Genomic DNA, 25,457 nt, shown 5'->3' with positions numbered 1-25,457 from the left:
TTAAAAAATAAACCTATTTTATATGGATAATAAAAATTTTGATAGGTTTTCGTCTTGAGTAAGTCTCAATTTTTTTCTTAATCGATAGCGATGTAATTCGACACCTCTGAAAGAAATATTCATCATTGGCGCAATTTCTTTTGAAGAAAGGTTCATTTTTAAATAAACACAAAGTTTGATATCCTTAGAAGTAAGGATAGGGTATTTTTTGGAAAGGTTAATTATAAATTGGTCGTGAATTTGATTCAGGTTTGATTCAAATGTTTGCCATTCAAGTTTGTTGATTGCATTTGATTTAATCACTTTTTTGATTTCACTTTTAAGTTTATTAACATCTATTTCGGAATCTAAAATACCTTGAATGTTTTCTATCATTTCGCTTTGTTTAGCTATTGAAAGTGATTTGCCTGTCACTTCGGATGATTTTGTTTGCAATTCCAATTCCAGAATATGCTTTTCATATTCTTGCATATTCAACTCGTTTTCCGCTTTCAATTCCATCTCTAGAATTTTCTTTTGATACTTCAATTCTTCCTCTTGCAAAACTAATTTTTGAGTGTAACGCATTTTATTCCACTTATAATAAAAGTACAAAATCGTACCTAAAACTGCTAGGTACAATAAAATCATCCAAAAAGAAAAATACCAAGGTTGCCCAACGATAAACTCATAACGGGAAACTTTATTATATTGCGATCCATCAAAGTGATAAATTGCAATGTTATGGGAGCCACTGTTCAAATTATTCAAAACAATAATTCCTTCTTTTATAAGAATATAATCTTTTGAATCATTTATTTTATAAAACAAGCTTGGCTTGGTAATTCCATAAATTCCAGATATTACTCCAATTTTTAGTTCAGAATTATACTTGATTTTTGACTTATTTTCAACCAACTCTCTATTATTAAATGCTTCAATCTTTATAGTAGGACTTTGTTTGGTTTCATATTTTAATTGAAGTGAAATAAATCCATCATCGAGATTTAATAAATAGTTGTTTCTATTTTTGAAAATTTTTATATTATCGTTAATTATTTTTCCTCTATAATATTTTTCTTGTATACTGTTCCAAACAAACTTGTTTTGATTCACATAGATATGATATAAAAGTCCCTCTTGAAGCACTACAAAGTTGTTTTCGTCGATAGCAACTATGTCTGAAATATTTTTAAAATTAGCATTAAACAATTCATTCTTTACCAATTGATTGGATATAGAATTGTAGGTGTACCAAGAATTTTGGATTAAAAAGAGAGTTTCGTTTCGAAATTCAAATAGTCGCACGCCAAAATCATTTGTAATTTTACTCTTTTGTGTTATGTTTTCGACCTTAATGGTTTCAAAAGCATCGTTATACAAAATTCTATATAAACCCCTATAATTATCGGCTGCCCAAATTTCATTTTTTCGGTTTTGTGCTACATATTTTATGGGTTTAAAAAGCCCATTAATGATATGTTTTTGGGATAAATCATTAGGGTTATCATAAATCCAAACTCCACTGTAGGAAGCTTGTAAATAGGTGTTATTGATGTTGCTTTTGGTTAAATTCCAGCCGCCACTTATAGTATTTAATTTAGAAAACCGACCCTTTTCATAAACAAGTGTTCCCTGAAAATATCCAATAAGATATTTGTCATTCATTTTGCCTATGTTCCAAGCTTGTCCTTGTGTATTTGGAACTAAAGAAAACTGGTTGTCTTCATATTTAAAAACACCGTGATTAGATGCCATTAAATACCCATTTTCAGTAGTGGCAACAGAATATACTGACCCCAAAACGCCTGAATTATCATAAAAAATAGAAATGGGAGAATCGACTTCTATATGAGCAATTCCGTTGTCTAAACCTAGCCATAAATTATTTTCTTTGTCTTGACCAATACTCAAAATAGAATTGTTCATCAAGACATTATTTTTATTAATGTTTATAAAAGAGTTATTAAACAAATCAAAAACAAAAACACCTTTACTTGCTGTTCCAATTATCAATTTATTAGTATTGATAAACTTTGCTACGTTGATATAAGCCGTTTTCAAAATTTCATTCAATGGGTTTTTCCAAGAATTCAAAGCTCCGTTTTCTAAAATATAAACTCCGTTTTTTTGAGTAAATATGTAGGTTCGATTTTGATGTTTTTCGATGGCGTGAATTACATTATTTTCCAAAATTTCCCAGCCTTTTACTTTTGACATCTTATAATTATACATCTTATAAACTCCGCTGCCAACCGAGGCAATTAGGAGTTGATTGTCTATAACAAAGCAATAAGAAATAAGAAATGGAAGTTTTGTTTTATTAATTTTCTTACCGTCATACATGAAAATCTCATTGAACGATTGAAAATAAATTTGGTTGTTAAATTTAAATATTTTCCATATTTCTTCGTTCTCGCTGTCATCAAAAACTTTTTTGCCACTAGATATTGAAACGTAAATCATCTTTCCGTCATTTCGATGCCAATAGCCAAATTCTTTATAAGAACCTGAATATATTTTATCGCCATCGACCAGTATAGAACGAATTATCGTTTTATTTGGAAGCATATTTTTCTCCCACTTCACACCATCATAACGCAATAAATAATGATTATTAGCAAAATACATGGCCTTATCATTACCTTGTGATACATTCCAAGTTTGATTATCTCCCTGATAGTTTGATTTGTTATAATTTTCGACAAAAGGAAGCATCTCTTGACAATACAGTTGAAATGATAGTAAACTGAAAACAAATATTTTTATAGTAATCGATTTCAAAATTGAAAGTTTTATCTTCAAATATAATCACATTTTTAATATAACGCATAAAAAGCCTCCAAAAAATGGAAGCTTTTATTGGTATAAATTTTGACTTTTGCTAATTATTTTTCATCCACATAATCCTGTAAATAGCTGAATCGTGGAGTGAGTTTTCCTTTTTCGGTCATTTTTGCCCGTTTCAAAATTCCATCTTTATCACCATCAAAAAAAGTGGGAATTAAGTGTTCTATAAAAATTTCTCCAAAATCTTCGCTAGCTTCTTTTGATAGTTCATCAATTTTAATGAACATTTATTTTTTTACCGAATTAATGTCTAAACGATTTTTAGTGATTTTTTATAAAACATTTTTTGCTATAAAAAAAGTTGCTAAAAATCCACAAAAAAATACTGGACTATATTTTTGACTCAAAAAAACATTTTAATTCCAAATTTTTTTTACAAAATAATCTTTCGTATTTTTATAAAAGAGGAACTTTATATTCACTAAATCGCATATAAGTAAGTCGAAAGTTTAAAAGTCATAAAGTCAAAAGAACCAATAGAATTGATAGAAGTTTAAAATTAATCTCTTACAGTATTTTTTTTAATTTTAAAACTTGGCATTACAAAATGGTTATTACTTATTTACTTGAAATTAAGTATATTTAGTGCTGTTTAGTGCTTTTCAAACGGATGCTCAAAAAATTATGAATCAAAAGTCTTACAAAAAAGCACTGGAAATGTCGACATTCTTGATTTTTTCATACATTTGTTCAAAACCAAGCTAATTAACATTATTCTAACGGGGGAAAGTATTTTCTCGATTGACCATAATCCCCTTTCAATGCACCTACACAAGAAATATTCATTATACCTTTTCTCTATTAAAAAAGCACTTAACGTAATGCCTAGACATTTAGTTATTTTACTTTTTTTAACTATATCGATACTATCGAACCTTCAAAAAGGGTATTCGCAAGAAACGGTTAAGTTTAACAGGAAGACATCCAGAGATGGCCTTTCACAAAGTTTTATAAAAAATATAATCAAAGATCATAATGGTTTTATATGGATCGGCACGGCAGACGGCCTTAATAAATATGACGGTTATACTTTTAAAATCTACAGGAGCCATTCTAAAACAAAAGGAAGTTTAAGTAGTAGCAATATTATGACTACTTATGTAGATAAAAGTGGCGTTTTATATGTTGGTACGGACGATGGCGCCTTAAATGTATACGATGACAAACAGGATACGTTTACAATATATAAATATAATACCAGTGTAAGTACTAACCGCGTTACTTGCTTGTTTGAAGATCACAATGGCATTTTTTATGTTGGTACTGAAGGAGGCGGGCTATACGCTTTCGACCGTAAAAACAAAAAGTTTAAGCTTTTATATTTTGATAATATCGTAAAAAACCGAATTATTAGTCCCTTTATAAGAGCCATTAACGAAGACAAGGAAGGAAATTTATGGATAGGTACAGAACTCGGCATCACAGTCATCAGTAAAGACCGAAAAATATTTACTGATTATACGCAGACCCAAGATCCTAATAGTTTAAGTATAAATGCTATTAGAACAATTTTTATTGATTCTGAAGGTAAGGTATGGATAGGCACTGCGTTTGGAGGTCTAAATCTTTTTGACAAAAAAACTAAAAAATTTATCCATTTTAAAAACAAATCTACTGATTTGAACAGTCTTCTAGGCGATTTTGTGCCGCAGATGTGCGAATCAAAAGATGGCAAAATATGGGTTGCCACCAATTTTGGTATCAGCGTTTTAGACAAAAAAAACTATACTTTTACCAACTATACAAATGATGGTTTTGACAACAATTCACTTCTTGATAATGGTCTTAATGCCATTTTTGCTGATGAAAAAGATAATATATGGGTAGGCAGTATAGCGGGGCTTTCCATTAAGGAAGCTGCAACTTCAAAATTTCCTGTTTTTTCATACAATCCTGGCAAACCTGAAGGCTTAGGAAGCAAAGAAGTATTTAGCATTTATCAGGACTCAAAAAACCGTATTTGGCTGGGTTTAAGAAACGGCGTCGATTTGTTTAATCGAGAATCAGTAACTTTTAAACATTATAATACACAGCCCAATGGGCTTCGCGTAGGCACTGTTACTTCTATGCTTGAAGATAGGAACAAAAAAATTTGGCTGGGTACTTTTGAACAGGGTTTGCTCTCTTTTAATGTAGATAAAAATACGTATGAAGTATACGAGGGGATTGACCCGGTAACAAATATAAAAGCGCCGATTCGGGATATCTGGTTTATAAGAGAGGATGTAAAAGGAGAATTATATATTGCTTCCTTTAGTAGCGGGATATATAAGTATAACAGAGATGATAATCAGTTTTATCGCTTACATTGGGAAGGAAAAAACATCCCTTTTCTAGGTATAAACTGCTTTTATATAGATAGCAAAAACAATTTATGGCTCGGTTCAATCCAAGACGGGTTGATAAAAATCAACAAAGAAAAGGGAATATATAAAATATTTAAAAACGACCCAAAAAACAGTAAAAGCATAAGTGATTATTTAATATCAACTATTTACGAAGACAGGAAAGGTAATTTGTGGATTGGTACCCAAGCTGGCTTAAATAGGCTTAACGCCGACAATACATTCACACACTATTCCGAAAAAAATGGACTAGCCAATAATTTTATTAATGGTATTTTAGAGGATGATAAAGGGGCATTGTGGTTGAGCACCAATAGTGGAATTTCAGAATTTAATATTGATTCCAAAACCTTCAAAAACTTCAACATCAATGATGGGTTTGATGATAATGAACTTTTACCAAGAGCTGCATTCAAGCTTAAAAGCGGGGAAATGATTTTTGGTGGTCTTAATGGATTTAATATATTCCACCCTCAAAAACTAATTTTCGATAAACAGACTCCTATTGTTTTAATAACAAACTTTAAATTATTTAATAAATCCGTAATTCCTGGCGAAAAAAATTCTCCCCTAAATGAGGAAATTAATAAAGTCAAGGAAATTACCCTTTCGTATAAACAATCTGACTTTTCTTTTAGTTTTGCCGCTTTAAATTTTTCCAGAACCAAAGAAAATCAATATGCCTATAAACTGGAGGGATTTGATGAGGATTGGGTTTATGTTGGAAAAAACAGGTATGCTTACTACACCAATATTCCTCCCGGCGAATATACATTCAGGGTAAAAGCTTCGAATAATGATGGGGTATGGAATAAAGAAGGTACATCAATAAAAATCATCGTCGTCCCTCCTTACTGGATGACGTGGTGGTTCAGAATACTTTCTGTACTAACTATTATTGGGTGTATTGTAGGTATATATTATTACCGCGTAGGCAAAATTAGGGCTCGAGGAACGCAATTGGAAAAACAAGTGCTTGAACGCACCGTAGAAGTTGTAAATCAGTCCAAAGAATTAAAAACTCAAACTAGACAACTAAAGAATATAAATATTGCGCTGGAGAAAGAAAGAGAGAGAGCCGAGAAAGCCAGTCAGGAAAAAAGTATTTTCCTTGCAACTATGAGCCACGAAATCAGAACTCCAATGAATGGTGTTATCGGTATGACTTCCCTACTCGAAGAAACTCCACTCAACCATGAACAGCAAGAATATGTTAACACTATTCGAGACAGCGGAGATGCTCTTCTTACGGTTATAAACGATATTTTGGATTTTTCCAAGATTGAATCTGGCAATCTGGAACTTGAAAGCCTAGATTTTGACCTTCGTCAATGCATTGAGCAGGTAATGGATCTGCTCGCTGGCAAAGCTGCCATGCGGGAACTGGATCTAGTTTACCAGATTGATTACACAGTTCCGTCTCAAATTATTGGCGACAATATGCGTTTAAGACAAATACTGATTAACTTATTGAACAATGCACTGAAGTTTACACATAAAGGGGAAGTATTTGTTAAAGTGAGTCTTGCAAACGAAGATAACAAGAATATTGAATTACTTTTTGAGGTTATAGATTCGGGTATAGGAATTCCTGAAGATAAACTTCCAAATTTATTTCTTGCATATTCACAGGTTGATTCTTCCACAACACGCGAATATGGCGGAACAGGTTTAGGCCTCGCTATCAATCAAAGACTTATTAAGCTTATGGGAGGAGAAATCTACGTAAGCAGTACTGTGGGTGAAGGCTCAACTTTCAGCTTCACTATTAAAAGTAAACTTGGCAAATCTCACAGACAGCATGTAAGTTTTAACACTAGCGAAAATGAAGGAAAAAAAGTATTGGTGGTAGACGATAATATCACCAATCTGACTATTCTTAAATCTCAGTTGGAGATGTGGAAACTAACTCCTGTTCTTGCCTCCTCAGGCAAAGAGGCATTAGAAATTATCGCCACGGGAGTCGAGTTCCAGCTAATCATTACTGATATGAAGATGCCGGAAATGGATGGTGCTGAATTAGCCGAAGCAATGAGAAAAAAGATTCCGCAAGTGCCAATTATCCTGCTAAGTTCTGTAGGAGATGAAACTCGAACCAAAAATTCACACCTATTCAACTCGATATTAACTAAACCTGTTAAACAACAACAATTGTTTAACTTAATACAAACCGAGCTGAAACATCAAAGCCAGCCCGGAAAACAGGAAGACAAAAAACCATCTTTATTCCCTGAAGGTTTTGCAGAAACCTATCCTTTAGACATTCTTTTGGTCGAAGACAATCTGATTAACCAAAAACTGTTGATGAAGGTATTAACCAAGCTTGGCTATCAGCCGGAACTAGCTAATAATGGAAGAGAAGCTGTGGATATGCTTACAGAAAAACCATATCAGCTTGTTTTGATGGATGTACAAATGCCGATAATGGATGGACTCGAAGCAACACGCTATATTAGAAAAAATCTTAAATATCAACCTACAATAGTAGCCATGACAGCCAGCGCATTATCCGAAGACCGTGATGCTTGTATAAAAGCGGGAATGAACGATTATATTACCAAACCCGTGAATCTGGAAATTCTTATTAATGTACTGCGGCTTATTGTAGAAAAATAAAGGTTTAAGATAGTATTCAGTATAAAAAAACTCTTTAGTCATATTTTTTTATAAATTTTATTATGTTTATTGACATACCCGGCTTCAATATTTGGAATGGCTATGCCTATTTATACTGATAACTTACAATCTCCCGATACAATCTCCTGTAATTATCTGCCGAATATATCTCATTTTTTCAATTTTGTGCAACATATTTAGTAATAACCATTGTATAATGTCGTGTTTTAAAATTAGGCAAAATGATGTAACGGATTGATTTTAAACCAATATCCATACTATTGATTCTTTTGACTTTAGGACTTTTAAACTTTCGACTTCCTAAAACCTCATTAAAAAAATGATTTTGTTTGAAATCTATCAATCGAATGTATTGAGTTTTTCCCTAAAATTTTACATCCTTCCACTATTTAGATTTGAGAATTAATCAGTTAAAAAAATCCTTGATCTACTTTCCAAGTTTGATTATCTCCCTGATAGTTTGATTTGTTATACTTTTCGACAAAAGAAAGCATCTCTTGACAATACAATTGAAATGATAGTAAACTGAAAACAAATATTTTTATAGTAATCGATTTCAAAATTGAAAGTTTTATCTTCAAATATAATCCCATTTTTAATATAATGCATAAAAAGCCTCCAAAAAATGGAAGCTTTTATTAGTATAAATTTTGAATTTTGCTAATTACTTTTCATCCACATAATCCTGTAAATAGCTGAATCGTGGAGTTAGTTTTCCTTTTTTAGTGATTTTTGCCCGTTTCAAAATTCCTTCTTTATCACCGTTGAAAAAAGCGGGAATCACGTGTTCCATAAACATTTCTCCAAAACCTTCGCTAGCTGCTTTTGGCAATTCGCAAGGCAAATTATCAACTGCCATTACCACAATTGCGGCAGGATGAAACACATCGACTTCTTTGTTTTCAGTAGGTAAATAACCATACAAAGGTTCCTCAATCGTTGATGATCTTAGCGTACAAGCTATAGAACTATCAACATCACATGAAATATCGGCAACCACTTTTATTTTACAATCTTTAGATTTTAGCATTTCACGTGTGAGAATATCCGGAGCTTCATTGGAGTGAAAATGTCCTGTAATATAGATGTCTGAAACTTTGGTAAATCGTTCAAAATTGGAAACATAATCTTGAGGATTCTGAAAAAAATCATTAAAATCTAAAACTTGACCATCTTTTCGAACATTATAGTCCAAAACATCAATCTGTACATAAACGGGTTGCGTGTAGTTTTTTGTCAAATAATTTTCAACTGAAACTTCTTTGATTTTGATGGCGTCGAGAATTTCTTTAACACCACTACCAACTTTTCCAGTTCCAGTATTTACAATTTTTATCGGAGGCAAAACCAATCGTTTCAAATGGCTAATCATATCTTGCTTTCCTGAAAGTGCTGCTGCTTTTGGAAGTTTGAACAATTCGAATTTTAATCCAAAAGCTCTAAAACTATTGTAAGCACCAACAAATCCTGCGTATTTCCCAAAACCAATCAATCGGATATTATGTTCATTGACAATGGTTTCGTGATCATAAAAATCAATATTTTTGGCTAATAAAGCTTGTAACAACTTTCTGTTGTGCGGTTGTTTTTTGATAGTGTGCGAAAAAAAGAAATACGATTTATTGGGAATTAAATTCTCTACAGGAACTTCTTTTACACCAAAAAACACCTCACAATCACTGATGTCATTGGTCACTTCGATACCCATATTTCTATATTCCTCATCAGAAAAAGCTCTCATATCCGAACTTTCAACCTTTACAACTATACCTCGGTGAAGTTGTTTTAGTCTTGCCAATTCATCGGGTGTGAATACCACTCTTCTGTCGGGTGTGCTTTTTCTCTCTTTTATAATTCCGAATTTCATGGGTTTTGATTACTAATTAATATAACTTTATAGAGCTTATTTGTTACAAAAATAACATTTTATATCCATTCTGCTGTCTTTTAAAAAAATGTTTTAGAAAATATAAACACTATTAATTGATTTTTAGGATAATGTCTAAAAAAAACAAAATAGGGTTTAAAATAGTGTTAACTTTTTCAAAAAAGGAACAAAACAAAAGAATAGGATTCTATATATTTGCCTTTCTAGCTAAATACATATGAATTTTATCAAACGCGCAAATATACTACAATTTATCCTCTTACTTTTGGTTTTAAGTTCTTGTATGAAAGAGAAAAAAATAGAGCTTAAAGATGCTGAACTTCCAAAAGATGCATTGCCAAAAATGAAACCTTTAGTTAATGAAACTCCAAAACTAACGGCAGAATACTTGAATGAGACGAAAGATAAAATAGAAGCATTTTACAGAAAAAATTGGCCTAACAACAGCATGAACGGTGGATTTCTTGTGGCTAAAAACGGCCAAATTATCTATGAAAAATACGAAGGTTTTGCCAATATTAGAGATAAAACACCAATAACAAGCACAACTCCAATTCATATTGCATCGGTTAGTAAAGTCCTTACTGCTACAGCAATTTTAAAATTGGTCAATGCTAAAAGAATTGGATTAGACGATAAAGTGACAGTCTATTTAGCAGCGTTTCCGTATCCGGAAGCAACCGTAAGAATGTTGTTGAGTCACCGAAGTGGGATGCGCAGTTATGCCTATTTTACGGATCGAGACAAAAACGTTTGGGACCGACATAATACATTGACCAATCAGGATATTTTAACCATAATGGGGACTAAAAACATTGGGTTGGAACAAAAAACAGGTACTCGTTTTGCGTATTGCAATACCAATTATGCAATGTTGGCCTTGATTATTGAAAAGGTTACCCAACTTTCTTATAGAGAAGCATTGAGCCAAATGATTTTCAAACCACTCGGAATGACCAATACTTTTGTTTTGGATTTTGACAAAGACAAAAAGAAAGTAGCTCCGTCGTATAAAGGTAATAGAGTAGAAATTGGCATCGATTATCTTGATAAAGTGTATGGAGATAAAAATATTTACTCTACACCAAGAGATTTATTGAAATTTGACCGTGCTCGTTATTCGCCTTCTTTTTTAGAACCAGCCCTTTTGAAACAAGTTTATGTGGGTTACAGCAATGAGCATCCCGGTCGAAAAAATTACGGTTTAGGAATTCGAATGATCAATTGGGAAACTGGTAAAAGTTTTTATTTTCATAATGGTTGGTGGCATGGTTTCACCTCCTCTTACATTACTTTAAAAGATGAAAATGTCACTATAATTGCACTCTCTAATAAGTTTACAAAAACAACCTATGCCGTTCGGAAATTAGCACCTTTATTTGGAGACTATCCGTTTAAAGTGGAAGACGAATAAATTGTAGATTGTAGATTCTTGCATAACCGTTGAAATTATTGTATTTTTGGAAAATATTTTAGATGAAATCTGAAATAAAAATGGGGTCGACTGGTTTTGACAGCAAGTCGAATTGAAAAGTAAGCACGTCGAGAACTGGGACAATTCTCGTAAATAAAAGGTTTCAAAACACATACACGGCGAAGGAAACTACGCTCTTGCTGCATAATCTGAATTATAGTAAGATTAGCCTCGTCCTACCAGGTAGGAAAGCAGGATTTACCTCGAAAGCTCTGGTTTATGGCGGTCGATAAAGGTAAATCGTAAATTTAAACCTAGATTTCCACAAGCTTCGGGTGGATTTCGAAACTAAAGAAGCTAAGCAAAGAGCGGTTGTTCCTGACCTAACTCCGAGTCGAAAACTCAATCAGGAAATAAGCGTGTAGAAAGTTTTTTAGTTGCTTGTTTGGACGGGAGTTCGACTCTCCCCGACTCCACAATTCTATTCTCAAATAGAACTAAATGCCCGTAAATCTTAGGATTTACGGGCATTTTTGTTTTCTATACTTTCCAAAACCAGTATTAAATCATAATAGTATCGTGCAAAGTATACATACATTTATTAGAAATTATTTTTTTTTTAAAATATAATCAAAAGAATTAAAATCATAATAAAATAAGTCCAAAACAGAAACTCTAATTACGGTAACTCTTTTAATTTTATATTTTTGAAAAACACTTCATTTCCGTGATCTTGTATTAAAATATTTCCTTCGGCAGCGTTTCCAAAGTTAGACCAAACACTATATTTACTGTAGTTTACCAATGCATTCCACATTTGTGTACCACGTTCGTATTCTACTGTTATCTTGTCATTGAGATAATGGGTCACTTTATTTCCCCTAACTACAATTCGAGCCGTATTAAAATCTGATTTGCGGAAAAACTTGTCGGTGGGCGCAGGAATTAAATCATATAATGAACCTAACATTCGGTTTCCTTTTACCCCTAATTTAGCATCGGGATGAAGTTTGTCGTCCAAAATTTGAAACTCACAACCAATAGAAGAACCTTCGCCTTTGTTCAATTCGGTGTCCACAAAATACTTGATACCACTATTGGCACCATCGGTAATTTTAAAATCGACCGTCAATTCGAAATTTTTATATTTTTTTATGGTAACAATATCACCTCCATTTGTTGACTCGGCACCATTCGAATTTAACACTCTCAAAACTCCATTTTCCATAGCCCAACCTCCAGCAGGAAAAGTAGTCAATTTTGCACCTCTCCAACCGTCAGCTGTTTTTCCGTCCCACAACAATTTCCATCCTTCTTTTTGTTCGAAAGATGAAATGGTATTGTCGTTGCAGTTGGCTTGATAAACTTGTCGATTTTCTGGAGTTCTGTATTTTTCAAGATTCGTAGTACAAATTTTTATATTTTTCCATTGCACGGTTTTTCCCTCGTCTTCTGGTTTGTATATTTCGTGTACTTGCAATGCGATAAAACCACTGGCAGCCTCTGGTAAATCGTCCAAAATACTGGCGCAAAGAACCCCATTCAACCATGTCCTTACGGTAGAACCAAGAGCTTCAATGCGAATATGATTCCATTCTGATGCTTTGTATGCGGACTTTGCAGTAGGATTTTTTTCCATAGTATAAAGCCATCCACGCCGTCCTTCGTCATAAATTCCGCCACTCCACGCTCTCGCTGAAGGGTCAAACTCAAACTGATAGCCATTCACTCGACCATTTTTATATTCTTTTTTAGATTGGCTTCGAAATTGAACTCCCGAATTTAATCCCTCTTCTATTTTATAATCCAATTCCAGAATAAAGTCACCGTAATTTTTATTGGTTGCCAAAAAACTATTGGGCGTTGCAGCCTTGGATGTGCCAATAATCACTCCATCTTTTACTACATAATCGGCTTTTCCAGCAATCTTGGACCAACCTTTAAAATCTTTTCCATTAAATAGCATTTCCCATTTTTCTTGTGAAAAAACTGGAGAAAATACAATGAACAGTAACAGCATAGTAAACATTTTTTTCTTGGTATTCATTTTTGTTTTTATTAAAAGTTAATCATAAGGTTAAAAAAATTAGTACAACTTGATTCTATAATTATTCGGTTAGCCCAAACTTGAGGCGTTGATCGTTTATGGTTACATAAAAATCGCCACTTTCTAGGCGCATCATTCCATTTGTATCGGGGAAAAAAAGGGCACGTTCTGGGTCTATTTCAAATTTAAATATATTTTTTTCTCCCGATTTCAATTCTAATTTTCCGAAATATTTAAACTCTTAAATAGGTCTAGTAATAGAGGCTACAAGGTCCGAAATGTATCAAAAGCAGTTTGTTTTCCAGTTCGTGTTCCAGAATTAGTAACTTCGAATTCTGCCACTAATTTAGATTTCTTGTAGATTGTATTTGAAGACAATTTCACCGTTCTATAAGAGAAATTCATATAGCTCCAACCGTGACCAAACCAATATTTTGGCTCATTAGAAACATCTTTATATCCTCCAATTTTAGGTCTTTCGGGTTGATGCATACTGCAATAAATAGGAATTTGTCCTGTCACTAAAGGAAAAGTAATAGCCCGTTTTTTAGAAAAATTTAAACGACCAGAAACTAAGCCTTCAAGTGGCGTTCCACCAGCAATTCTGGGTTGGCATATTTCTAAAATAGCATCCGAAAGTGATTCTATATCTCCCAATTCTACAGATCTTCCATTAGATAAAACAAAAATGATCTTTTCTTGGGTAGCCAATTTGGAAAGGATGTCATCCAATCTTTTTTCCAATGGGATAATGCTTTCAAAAGACTGAGCAAATGAGCCAAAACAGGGCAACATCAGCCAAGTTAAAACGAATGCTTTTAAATAAAAAGAACAAAATATTTTTTTCATGTTGATTGGAAAAATTTAATTTTTGAGTAGGTTAGGTTTGATTACTTTTAAAGTGATTTTCTAGTATTTAAGTTTATTTTAAATCTCTCTATAGACAACGCAGCCAGCCACAATTTTGACATTTTAGAATTTCAGAAACGAACTAACCAAATAAGTTCCTTGTCGGTCAAGTCCAATAAAAGCAATCTTAATTACTTTATCTTGATTTTAAGCACAAACGAAGGCAATACCATCATTCCCGCAACTCCAATGGCTGACATTCGAAGAAATTCTCTTCTTGAATTGGTGTTCTATTTTTGATTTTCCATTATAGTAAAACTAATTTTAATAACATTTTGTAAAATAGTCCGTCAAAGCAGTATTTGTAATAAATGTGATTTTTTTGCTATCCGGAGACCAACTTGGAACATTGATTGTTCCTTGTCCACCATATAAATGCGCCAATATTTTTACTTCACTAGTTTCAAGATCCATTAATCGAAGCGAAACATGTTTGTAGAAAGGATGGTCACCAGGCAAAACATCGTCTCCAAAAGTAATGTAAACAATCATTTTTCCGTTTGGAGATACATGAGGAAACCAGTTATTCGATTCATCATTGGTGATTCTTTCTGGATTGCTTCCGTCAGGATTCATACGCCAAATTTGCATTTTACCGGAACGAACTGAATTGAAATAAATATACTTTCCATCAGGAGAATATTCGGAACCATCATCCAAACCTAGAGAATTAGTTAAACGTGTTTCAACTTTGGTTTTAATGTTGATAGAATATATTTCGAAATTGTCTTGTCCGTCTCTACCACCTGTAAATAGCATGTTTTTTCCATCTATTGAAAAGCCATGAAAATACGAAGGTGCTTTTTCAGTGATCAACTTTGGAGTTCCCCCTTTAGAAGGCATAATGAATACCTGTGATTGATCGTCTTTGTTTTCACTTGAATTACTAATTCCAAGCATCTTCCCATCAAAAGAAAGTGCATGGTCATTGTTGTTTTTGATTGCAAATTTTGAATCAAGTTCTGATGGTTGTCTGGTTTTTAAATCAAAATTATATAGTTTTCCTTCACTATTGTATATTAAAGTCTTGCCGTCATTTGTCCAGTTTGGCGCTTGAATAGAATTGGGTGCCGTGAAAATTATTTTACGATCTCCGGTAGCAATATCCATTATTTCAAGATTGCTACCTATATAATCTTTGTATGGTCTATAATCAGCTTTTGCTGGAATTGTGATTCGAACGTTTTTGATTACGGCAGTTTGCAAATCAGAATTATCGTGTGAACAAATAAACATTCCTACTAAGGCATTGTCGTTTATAACATTATCGCTATCCACCCATTCAATTGTTTTGAATTCTTCCCCTTTAATAGCTGCCGAAAAGACATATCGGTTTCCGCGTCGCTCTAATTGAATGACAGTATTATTTTCTAAATTTTTCATTTTCAATTCCAATGTATTAGCACCTTTTGTCAATCGGTATTGAATAGATGTCAATCCATCATTATGAACAGTTCCGTTTATATGTGGTGAATTCAGTGAGGTATCATTTCGCACCATCCAGCCTACTTTGCGATGGGCAATCTTAACGGGAGATGTAAATTTGAATTCAAATTGTAAGATAAAATCACCCTTCATTTCTTTGTACAAATACTGAAAAGCATCTTTTCCAAACCACATATTATCTCCAGAACCTGACATAGTATATTCTTGTATTTCTGGGTTGTAAACAGAGGAGCCTTTTATTAGACAAGTTCCAATATCCTCACTTTTGTCGAAAATTCCTAAATTTGAATTTTGCGAAAACGTTTTGTTGGTAATACATAAAATTATAAGCATTGATAAGAGCTGATAAACCGATTTTTGAGTTAACATTTTTTTCATTTTATTGTTTTAAAATTGATATAATTCTGAGATTATTTATTATTTAACTTAACACATATTTACTTTACAATTAATCTTTTGGTTCTTTGTCCGTTGCTATTATTTACCGAGATAAAATATATTGATTGAAGTGATCCATTGATTGTCAATTGCAGTTTTATATCTTTTGTAGATTTAAAAAACACTATTTTTCCGTTGGTATCCTAATACTAATTTCATAATTAGCATTGGGAATATCAATATTAACAACTCCGTTCGAATTTGTTGGATTTGGATAAATATTTAAATTATTGGCATTAATCATATCTGTCACTAATAAGTTATCGTCTACTTTAAATTGCAGTGCGTAAGCTTTTGTATTTAAACCATCTGCCGAAGTAGTTGTAATTGTTGCTATTCTGTCTGAATCCTAGGCTGACAAAACATTCACTGGATTTGTAATTAAAACTTGCATCGCAGCGTTAGGCTTAACAAAGAGAATTGAAGGATTTGCTATTGTTGATAAAGGTAATGAAATATTATATAATAAAATGTCTGGATGAAATGCTGTTACTCTTTTATCTTGCACAATTAACTCCAATAATTTATCTAAATCTGCTGCACCATCGGGAGCAATTTGGAGATTTCAATTCTTGGTCGTAAACTTACCGTGGTATTTTCTCTTGAAGCGTATTCCAATTGTGAAATAATTTTAGGCACCAATAAAACAATGGAAAGACTAATCATTGCTGGAGTTAATCATCAATGGAATGAATTATAGGTGCCTTAACGGACAAGCGTATAAATTTATAAACTTCTCAACAAGGGATAAACGCGTTTGAATTTTTCAAAACTTTGCTGATATACCAACTTATGATTTGGATTTGGCAAGAAGTTTTTTTCTGTTGTATTTGTAACGGGAATTTCAATTCCAATTGCTTTAAAACCTATGAGTACTGCGCCCCAAGTTCCACTTTCTATAGTTGAAGAAACTGCTAATTTCATTTGGAAAATGTCAGCTGCCATTTGTAACCAAAGTTCACTTTTACCAAATCCTCCACTGGCCATAACCGTAGTTTCTTGACGCTTTTGCAAATCCGGTATCAAGATTTCAACGACACTAAACAATCCAAATAAAATGCCTTCTAAAGTGGCCCGAATTAAATGTGCTTTGCTATGATTGATGCTAATTCCTAAAAGTGTTCCCTGAGCCGATGCATTCCAGATTGGAGCTCTTTCTCCGAGTAAATAAGGAACAAAAAGCAAGCCTTCTGATCCGGCTGGAGTTTTTTCGGCTAGATCAAATAAATCTTCAAACGATTCATCAGTTTTTAAAATAGATTCTTTTAACCATTGCAAAACAATCGCGCCATTATTGACAGCACCTAATTTAAGGTATTGATTTTCCATTAAATGATAACACTGCGTTCGCATTTGGGAATCAATAAAAGGTTCATCTACAGGAATCCGTACCGCGCCACTAGTTCCAATTGACAAAGCCATTTTTCCTTTTTCCATCGCTCCTGATCCTAAATTTGCCAATGGACCGTCTCCCCCACCAATAATGTATCGAAAATCATCTGAAATTCCCTTGCTTTGGTGCATTGGACTAACAATATCCGAAAGTTTACTGGGATGTATTTGCAAATATTTTAAAATTGCAGTATCCCAATCCAGCGAATGTATATTCAGGATTCCCGTTCCCGAAGCCATCGAAGAATCAATGACATATTCTCCGGTGAGTTGGTGCCAAACGTATTCTTTTATACTGATAAATTTGAAGGCTCGAGAAAAGATTTCGGCATCGTTTTTTCTTAACCAATCAATTTTTGCCATTGGTGAAAACGGATGAATCGGAATGCCTGTTTTTTGATAAAAAAGAGTTCCTTGGTTGGAGTTTTGGAGTTCCTCGGATTCTAAATGAGCCCTATTATCTGCCCAAAGCATCGCATCACTAATGGGAATTCCAGTTTCATCAATAACCATAATACTCTGCATTGCTGAACTAAAACTGATAAACTCAGGGGTAGAATCTTTCGTAATTTCCTGGATACATTCTAAAACTGCGGTGAGGATTTCGGCAGGTTTTTGTATGCTCCAATTGAATTCCGGATGGTATATCGAATATTCTTTCGAAAATTGACGGATGATATTACCCATTTTGTCAAAACAAACTGCCTTTGTCGCCGTAGTACCAATGTCAATTCCAATATACGATTGCTCCATTTTTTTATAGCTGATAAATTATCCAACAAATTGATTTAATACTAAAACGCCAATTAAACCCATAATTCCAATAATGGTTTCCATAAGAGTCCAAGTTTTAAAAGTGTCTTTCAGGCTAATGCCAAAATATTCTTTAAACATCCAAAATCCGGTATCATTCACGTGAGAACACATCAAACTTCCTGCACCAATAGACAGTACCATCAACTCAGAACTTATCCCGGAACTGGCCACAAGCGGTTGTACAATTCCTGCCGCAGTTAATCCCGCAACTGTAGCCGAACCTAATGCAATGCGAATTATGGTTGCGATTAGCCAACCCAAAACAAGCGGAGAAAGTGTTGAGGCTTCGAAAAAAACGGACATATCAGTGCCAATTCCGCTATCTATTAAAACTTGTTTGAATGCGCCTCCGGCAGCAATAATCATAATTATCATTGTGGCAGAACTCATAGCAGAACTGGATTTATTCATAAGATCTTCCATTTTTCTACCTCGCATAATGCCCAAGAAAACAATGGCAAACAGCACCGCAAACAGCATAGCCGTTGTAGGGTTTCCAAAGAATCCCAGCAAATGACGTATTGAAGATTCCTCAGTCAATATTAATTCACTTACCGTTGCCAATGCCATTAGGATTACAGGAATCAAGGCCGTGAGAAAACTGATACCAAAAGAAGGCATTTCGGCATCCGAAAATGTTTTACTTTCAAATAATCCTTTGGGTGGATTAGCTACTATTTTTTTTATAAATTCCGGAAAAATAATTCCCGCAACCAGTAATGCTGGAATGGATACAACAAATCCATAAAGCAAGGTTTTGCCAATGTCAGCATTAAAAATTACCGCAATGGCAGTTGGTCCTGGATGCGGAGGCAAAAAACCATGAGTTATTGAAAGTGCCGAAGCGGTGGCAATTCCCAAATAAATAATGGGTTGTTTGGTACTTTGGGCAACAGCAAAAACCATTGGAATTAATATCACGAAACCCGCGTTATAAAACATCGAAATTCCTACGGCAAAACCAGTTAGCAACATCGCCCATTTGATGTATTTAACACCAAAAAACCGAATCATTACCCAACTTATTCTTTGTGCCGCTCCACTATCTGAAAGGATATTTCCTAGTAAAACACCAAAAGCAATAATCAAGACCAATGAGCCCAACGTACTCCCAATTCCAGTCTGAATGGAATTGATAATGTCAGGAAAAAGCATTCCTTTAAAAATCCCTACAAACAAAGATGCAATTATCAACGCAATAAAAGCATTTAGTTTTAATACTGCTATCAAAAAAAGCAATAAAAGTATACCCGCAACCAGTATTAATAGTGACATTTTTTTGGATTTGGAATATTAATAACTGTTTAATTTTCAGATTTTAACTTTTTATTCAATAAAAAAATCAATCGTTTTTCTCAACCGCATGACCACCAAATTCATTCCTAAGAGCTGCTACCACTTTTCCTGAAAAAGTATCTTGCATTTGGGAACGATAGCGCATCATAATCGACATTGCAATTACGGGAGTTGGAACACCAAGGTCCAACGCGGTTTCCAATGTCCATTTTCCTTCGCCAGAGGAGTGCATAATTCCTTTGATGCTCCCCAATTTTGGGTCTTTAGAAAAGGCACTTTGGGTTAATTCCATCAGCCAACCTCGAACTACGGAGCCATGGTTAAATAGTTTGGCCGTTTTTTCAAAATCAATATCGTATTCAGAATGTTCGAAAACTTCAAATCCTTCTGCTATAGATTGCATCATTCCATATTCTATTCCGTTGTGTACCATTTTTGTAAAATGTCCACTTCCGGATTCTCCTGTATAAAGGCAACCATTTTCGACAGAAATATTTTTAAAGACTTGGGCAACATACTCAAAAACGGCTGCGTCACCACCAATCATGGTGCAGGCTCCATCGAGTGCTCCTGATGTTCCTCCTGAAGTTCCGCAATCTAAAAAATCAAAACCAAGTTCTTTCAATTGAGAATAACGGCGTTTAGAATCTTTGTAATTAGAATTGCCTCCATCAATGACAATATCATTTTTTTGCAAAAAAGGAAGCAAATCCGTGATTACCGAATCTACTATTTTGCCAGCTGGAACCATCAACCAAATAACTTTTCTATCGGTTAATTTTTGACATAATTCGGAGATTGAATCTGCTGTTTGTATTCCTTCGTGACCTATTTTTGAAACAAAATCAGCATTCACATCATTGGCTATAACTTCGTAGCCGTTGCGTTTTAAATTTAAGGCAAGATTAAAGCCCATTTTTCCTAGTCCAATAATTCCTATTTGCATTTTTTATGTATTAAGTCAATTAATATTATATGACCTTCAAATTTAAGAAATTAGGATAAAGTAGTTTCTATTTGATTACTGTCATGATTAAATATCGATACAATATAACTACTTCACCATTATAATTTAAGCTAATTCTAAGTTGGTATTTACCAATGTTTCTAGGCAATTCTATAGTTGTGTTTTCGGCTTTACCGGTATTGTTTTGAACTTGTGATGACGTATTTCATTCCTTATTAACAACCCCTTTTCGTTAGCCAAATCATACCAAAAATCAGGCACTAGCCCTAGATGAAAGCGAAATAAATTCCAATTCATAGATTTGAATTGTATAAATAATTTCTGTGTCTTTCTTCAAAAAATATTTTATATACATTCGAATAGAAGAAAATCCAATGTTTTGAACGCCCACTTTTTTAACATTCACAAATACATGAGCACCATATTTTACTTTACGTAATTCTAGGGCAACACGTTCTGCATTTTTATGGGCGACAGTAAACTCTTTTCGGCACCAAAAATAACGAGATTTATCTTTAGGATAGTTTGACTTTGAAAATACTGGTTTAGCCAAATCTATAAAAGAGGGAACTTAAATTGTACTAGAAAATGATTTTGGAATTTCATCACCAGATTCATTTTCAGTTATTTGCCATTAACCATTTAAAAATTGATTTTGTTGTACAATTTTTTTTGGGGTTGAACATCCACACAAAAAGAGTAACAACATAATACGTAATAAAATTAGTTTGCTTTTCATTCGATTGATTATTAATCTCTTATTTTTGACTTTTTAGGATCAATAGCATTCCAAAATGAAGTTCCTGCATTTTTACCACAATTAGCATCTTTAGGCTATTCGATGTGAAATTCAAAAATTAAATTTTATCAATTAATAACGGCTTTAACTTCATCAATTGTTACCATTTTCTTTTGCTTGTTAGACCAGGAATTCATAACAAAATTCATAACATCAGCTACTTCCTGATTTGAAAGTCCTAATGGTGGCATTATGTTGTTAAACTTTTTGCCCTTAACAATGACTTCACCCGTTTGCCCATACTTTACTGCGTGTATGCTTTGTTTTCGCTTTTTGACAAGCCAATCTGAGCCGTCAAGTGGAGGGAAATTAACTAAATCTCCTTTCCCTGTTGCTAAATGACATTGCATACAGAAATCGGCATAAACCTCTTTGCCCCTAGCGATACTTTTTTGCAAATCTGTTTTATTCTGAGATTGTTCAAGGACCAAATATTCACTTTGTATGCTTCGGTTTGAAACCGACTCTGAAAAACCGATGAACAAAAAACCGAGAAAAATTGGGCTAAACCAAAAATATATTTTATTTAAAATCATGCGTTAATTGGGTATAATTCTATAGATTCCTTTTTGTTCCACTGCAAAATAAATGTAACCATCTTGACCTTGAATCACGTTTCTTATACGTCCAATATCAGTTGCTATTTTTTGTCTGCTAATTACTTTATTGTCTTTCAATTTTAGTAATTCCAAGTATTTAAATTTCATAGCTCCTACAAGCAAATGTCCTTTCCATTCTGGATAACGGTCACCTGTAACGAAAACCATTCCTCCAGGAGCAATTGATGGAAGCCAATAATGTAAAGGTTGTTCCATCCCTTCTTTTTCTGTGATATCACTTATAATTTTACCATCATAATCAATCCCATAAGTGATTACAGGCCAGCCATAATTAGCCCCTTTCTTAACAATGTTGATTTCATCACCTCCTTGTGGGCCGTGTTCGTGAGCCCACATCTGACCGGTTACAGGATGTTTAGCCAATCCCTGAGGATTGCGATGCCCATAGGAAAAAATAGCTTCTTTTACTCCAGCTTTCCCTACAAATGGATTATCTAATGGTGTTTTACCATCATCAAATAAACGGTATATTTTACCGCCATCGCGAGTTATGTCTTGAGGATTTTGGAATTTTTTATCTCTCTCTCCAATGCTAAAATATAAATAGCCATCGTTATCGAAAGCGATTCGGCATCCAAAATGATTGGGACCAGTCGTATTTGGTGTCGCTTTGTATAATTCTTGAATTTCGGTCAAACCTTCGTCAACTAATTTTGCTCTTATTAGTTTAGTATTTCCACCTTCTCCTTCAACATCTTCTGAAGAAAAGGCCATATAAATCCAACCATTTTTTTGGTAATTTGGATGCAAAGCAATATCCAGCAATCCTCCTTGCCCTCTATTGTACACTTTAGGCACATTTTTTACTTGGGTATTTACACCGTTTTTAACATGGTAAAGAATACCACTTTTTTCTGTGACAAGCAAAGTTTCATCTGGTAACATTACCATACCCCAAGGAATAATAATTCCAGTAGCAACAGGTTCGAATGTGTAATTTACAACCTCATCCGCTATTGGAAGTGCGCTGGGTTTATCTTGTGCTTTACAATTTATAATAAAAAACAAAACAAAAAAAGGACATATTTTTAACATAACTATATAATTTTTATAATTTACAATATTAGTTTATTTAAAGGAATTAATCTATTTAACACAAAATTTTAAAAGTATTTAACAAATCTTTGAGTTGTGTTTGCTATTTGTTTGTATTGTTTTAAGGCACAATGGTAATAACTTCTTTCAACTTAATATCTTCAGAAGACGCTCCTATTTTGATTTCAAAATCGCCGGGTTCTACTGTCCATTTCATATTTTTATCCAACAACATCAAATCCGATGGATGTAAGGTAAAATGAATAGTTTTGGTTTCTCCTGGTTGAAGTGTCACTCTTTCGAATCCTCTCAATACAGAATCATAAGTTACAACACTAGCGATCTTATCGCTAATGTACAATTGCACTACCTCATCACCAGCGCGTTTTCCTGTGTTAGTAACATTTACTGAAACATTAATTTCAGCCTGTGAATTTAATTTAGTAGGCGTTATTGTTAAATCAGAATAGCCAAAAGTAGTATAACTCAATCCGAATCCAAATGGATACAATGCTCCATTTACACTTGTTTTTCCAAAACCATTAGGCCCTTCATTTCCTTGTGTGTTATGAGAACCTAGTTTGTATGGGAAGTTTAATTCAATTTGCCCCATCGATTTTGGAAAAGTAACTGTCAATTTTCCTCCCGGATTATAATCTCCAAATAGAGTTTCAGCGATGGCTTTACCTCCTAAATGACTTGGAAACCAAGCTTCCAAGATTGAAGGAACGAATTTTTGCGCCCAATTAATGGTTAACGGCTGTCCGTTTATTAATACCAAAACAACTGGTTTTCCGGTTGCATACAAAGCTTCTAATAATTGTTGTTGACGACCTGGCAATCCTAAACCTGTTCTAGATTTGCTTTCCCCAGTTGTTTTCTCATCTTCACCAAGTGCAACAATAATGATATCATTTTGTTTGGCTAATAATACAGCTTGATCAATATCACTTTGTTCTTTGGCTGCCAAAGGGAAATTAATCAGTTCGCTTTCAGGAAAATTAGCATCAACGGCATCACAGCCTTTGGCATAATCTACGGCAACATCCTTACCCAAATATTCTTTGATACCATCAAGCACGGTAGTGTTTTTGAGTTCTTGAGGTCCGTAGCGACTTACCATATAATTTTCTTCGGCAGCAAGCGGTCCTGTAACTAAAACTTTTTTAATTTTAGTTTTATCCAATGGCAATAAATTCCCTTCGTTTTTAAGCAAAACCAGAGATTGTTTTTGGATATCCAAAACAAAGTCTTTGTTTTTATCGGCGCCAACTATTGCATCGGCAGCTTTTGGATTTTCCACATAAGGAGTATCGAAAAGTCCCAATCTGAATTTTACTCTCAAGACTTCGGCAACTCTTTCATCTATAAGCTTGATAGATAATTTTCCTTCATTGACAAGATTTCGCAAAGGAAGAATATAATCTTTTGGCGGTGTAAAATGGGTTCTAACATTCAAACCTGCTTCTACAACTTGTCTTACTCCATCTTGATACGTTGGAGCAATTTGGTGTTTGGTATAAATGAATTCCACTGCTTCACTATCACTTACCACATAGCCTTTGAAACCATATTCCCATCGCAATAATTGGGTCAAGAAATAATGACTGGCTGTTACAGGCTCCCCATTCCAATCGTTATAGCTACTCATTACGCCCATTGGTTGTGCATCTTGTATTACTTTTTTGAATGGGTATAGATGTATTTCATGCAATTCTCGAGGATTAATATGCGGATCGGTTCTAGCATTTCCGTCACGACCACCTTTTGGCATACTGTAAATAGCATAATGTTTCAATGTTGAAGCGACACCTTGACTTTGAATTCCTTTGACCATTTGTGTACCCAAAGCACCTACCAGAAAAGGATCCTCTCCGTAGGTTTCTAAAACACGACCCCATCTTGGATCTCTAGACAAATCCAAAATTGGCGCATAAACATTAGTATAACCCAAAGCTTTTGCTTCACGACCCGCAATTTGACCCGCTTTCAAAACCAAATCCTTATTCCATGTGGAACCAATGCCAATTGGTGCGGGAAGTGGTGTTGCTTTGGTATGATTCAAACCGTGAATACCTTCGTTTGTGAAATCTACTGGGATTCCCAATCGCGTCTCTTCGATAAACCAACGTTGTGTTTTGTTGATAGCTAAGGCGTGGTTGCTGAAAGGATAAATTAGGTTTTTGGACACAACAGCGTTTCTTCCATTGGATGCTAAAAGTCCAACACCATTCAATTGTTCGTCGATATTGGCAATTCCGTCTTTCCAGATTTCATTTTTCCAGTTTGGTGTTGGCAACGAATCTTTTAAAACCCTTTTATATCCATATAAAGTTGCCATTTGACAGGTCTTTTCGTCTACGTTCATTTGGGAAATCAAATTTTGGACTCTTTTTTCTAATGGAGCTTTCGGATTTTCATAGACATCCATAGTCCCATTTTTATTGAAATCTATCCAGCCTTTTTTGTAAATATTATCTTTTTGTTGTGCATTAGACAATTGGCTCGTTAAAGCAATTACCAATGCGATATATTTTATTTTTTTTTGTTCCATTTTAAACTTGTTAATTGCAAAAAAT

General features: G+C 33.9%; 14 protein-coding genes, 1 other RNA gene and 4 pseudogenes. 3 read left to right on the top strand and 16 right to left on the bottom strand.

Going from position 1 to position 25,457, the window contains the following annotated elements; all coding sequences use genetic code 11:
- Positions 1–18: 18 nt before the first annotated feature.
- A complete protein-coding gene (locus FNW17_RS11450; RefSeq protein WP_235893274.1) occupies positions 19–2,763 on the bottom strand; it encodes a ligand-binding sensor domain-containing protein in 2,745 nt (914 codons plus the stop codon).
- Between the two features lie 104 nt (positions 2,764–2,867).
- Positions 2,868–3,038, bottom strand: a pseudogene (locus tag FNW17_RS11445) (alanine dehydrogenase); the annotation flags it as partial.
- 612 nt (positions 3,039–3,650) lie between these two features.
- On the opposite strand from FNW17_RS11445, the gene FNW17_RS11440 reads away from it, so the two are divergent.
- Entirely contained in the window at positions 3,651–7,790 is a 4,140-nt protein-coding gene (locus FNW17_RS11440; protein WP_185965299.1) for a hybrid sensor histidine kinase/response regulator, read from the top strand.
- A gap of 685 nt (positions 7,791–8,475) precedes the next feature.
- Here FNW17_RS11440 and FNW17_RS11435 read toward each other — a convergent pair.
- Positions 8,476–9,678: an NAD(P)-dependent oxidoreductase gene (locus FNW17_RS11435; RefSeq protein ID WP_144071697.1), complete on the bottom strand. Its 1,203-nt coding sequence runs from the start codon at positions 9,676–9,678 to the stop codon at positions 8,476–8,478.
- 238 nt (positions 9,679–9,916) lie between these two features.
- Here FNW17_RS11435 and FNW17_RS11430 point away from each other — a divergent pair, with 238 nt between their 5' ends.
- Both FNW17_RS11430 and ssrA read left to right on the top strand, forming a co-directional pair.
- Complete coding sequence (locus FNW17_RS11430; protein ID WP_185965298.1) at positions 9,917–11,113, top strand: serine hydrolase domain-containing protein; 1,197 nt, start codon at positions 9,917–9,919, stop codon at positions 11,111–11,113.
- 82 nt (positions 11,114–11,195) lie between these two features.
- Positions 11,196–11,592, top strand: a transfer-messenger RNA (tmRNA) gene (ssrA, locus tag FNW17_RS11425).
- A gap of 200 nt (positions 11,593–11,792) precedes the next feature.
- On the opposite strand, the gene FNW17_RS11420 is transcribed toward ssrA, so the two are convergent.
- The 13 genes and pseudogenes from FNW17_RS11420 to FNW17_RS11360 form a co-directional block, all read right to left on the bottom strand.
- Complete coding sequence (locus tag FNW17_RS11420; protein ID WP_144071695.1) at positions 11,793–13,160, bottom strand: 3-keto-disaccharide hydrolase; 1,368 nt, start codon at positions 13,158–13,160, stop codon at positions 11,793–11,795.
- A 61-nt stretch (positions 13,161–13,221) separates the two neighbouring features.
- A pseudogene (locus FNW17_RS11415) lies at positions 13,222–13,383 on the bottom strand (hypothetical protein); the annotation flags it as partial.
- Between the two features lie 41 nt (positions 13,384–13,424).
- The gene (locus FNW17_RS11410) at positions 13,425–14,009 is read right to left on the bottom strand and encodes a glycoside hydrolase family 3 C-terminal domain-containing protein (protein WP_144071693.1); all 585 of its coding nucleotides are present in this window, start codon (positions 14,007–14,009) and stop codon (positions 13,425–13,427) included.
- Between the two features lie 191 nt (positions 14,010–14,200).
- Positions 14,201–14,290 (bottom strand): annotated as a pseudogene (locus tag FNW17_RS16790) (twin-arginine translocation signal domain-containing protein); the annotation flags it as partial.
- A 43-nt stretch (positions 14,291–14,333) separates the two neighbouring features.
- The gene (locus FNW17_RS11400; protein ID WP_144071692.1) at positions 14,334–15,893 is read right to left on the bottom strand and encodes a TolB family protein; all 1,560 of its coding nucleotides are present in this window, start codon (positions 15,891–15,893) and stop codon (positions 14,334–14,336) included.
- 59 nt (positions 15,894–15,952) lie between these two features.
- Positions 15,953–16,084, bottom strand: a pseudogene (locus FNW17_RS16785) (hypothetical protein); the annotation flags it as partial.
- Between the two features lie 595 nt (positions 16,085–16,679).
- Positions 16,680–18,098 carry a gluconokinase gene (locus FNW17_RS11390; protein WP_144071691.1) on the bottom strand — a complete coding sequence of 473 codons (1,419 nt, stop codon included), beginning with the start codon at positions 18,096–18,098 and terminating at the stop codon, positions 16,680–16,682.
- 18 nt (positions 18,099–18,116) lie between these two features.
- Positions 18,117–19,436: a gluconate:H+ symporter gene (locus FNW17_RS11385; protein WP_144071690.1), complete on the bottom strand. Its 1,320-nt coding sequence runs from the start codon at positions 19,434–19,436 to the stop codon at positions 18,117–18,119.
- Positions 19,437–19,503: 67 nt separating this feature from the next.
- The gene (gene gnd / locus FNW17_RS11380; protein WP_143391150.1) at positions 19,504–20,403 is read right to left on the bottom strand and encodes a phosphogluconate dehydrogenase (NAD(+)-dependent, decarboxylating); all 900 of its coding nucleotides are present in this window, start codon (positions 20,401–20,403) and stop codon (positions 19,504–19,506) included.
- Between the two features lie 274 nt (positions 20,404–20,677).
- Positions 20,678–20,977 (bottom strand): hypothetical protein, encoded by a 300-nt coding sequence (locus FNW17_RS11375; RefSeq protein WP_143391152.1) that lies wholly within the window; start codon positions 20,975–20,977, stop codon positions 20,678–20,680.
- A 314-nt stretch (positions 20,978–21,291) separates the two neighbouring features.
- Entirely contained in the window at positions 21,292–21,759 is a 468-nt protein-coding gene (locus FNW17_RS11370) for a cytochrome c (protein WP_144071689.1), read from the bottom strand.
- Positions 21,760–21,762: 3 nt separating this feature from the next.
- The gene (locus FNW17_RS11365) at positions 21,763–22,878 is read right to left on the bottom strand and encodes a PQQ-dependent sugar dehydrogenase (protein ID WP_143391155.1); all 1,116 of its coding nucleotides are present in this window, start codon (positions 22,876–22,878) and stop codon (positions 21,763–21,765) included.
- A gap of 121 nt (positions 22,879–22,999) precedes the next feature.
- Positions 23,000–25,432: a glycoside hydrolase family 3 N-terminal domain-containing protein gene (locus tag FNW17_RS11360; RefSeq protein ID WP_144071688.1), complete on the bottom strand. Its 2,433-nt coding sequence runs from the start codon at positions 25,430–25,432 to the stop codon at positions 23,000–23,002.
- Between the last annotated feature and the right edge of the window lie 25 nt (positions 25,433–25,457).

Origin of the sequence: Flavobacterium franklandianum (genome assembly GCF_007097365.1) — a bacterium.
Classification (GTDB): Bacteria; Bacteroidota; Bacteroidia; order Flavobacteriales; family Flavobacteriaceae; genus Flavobacterium; species Flavobacterium franklandianum.
Note: the sequence above shows the minus strand (reverse complement) of the source record. Positions and strands in the feature narration are given on the sequence as shown.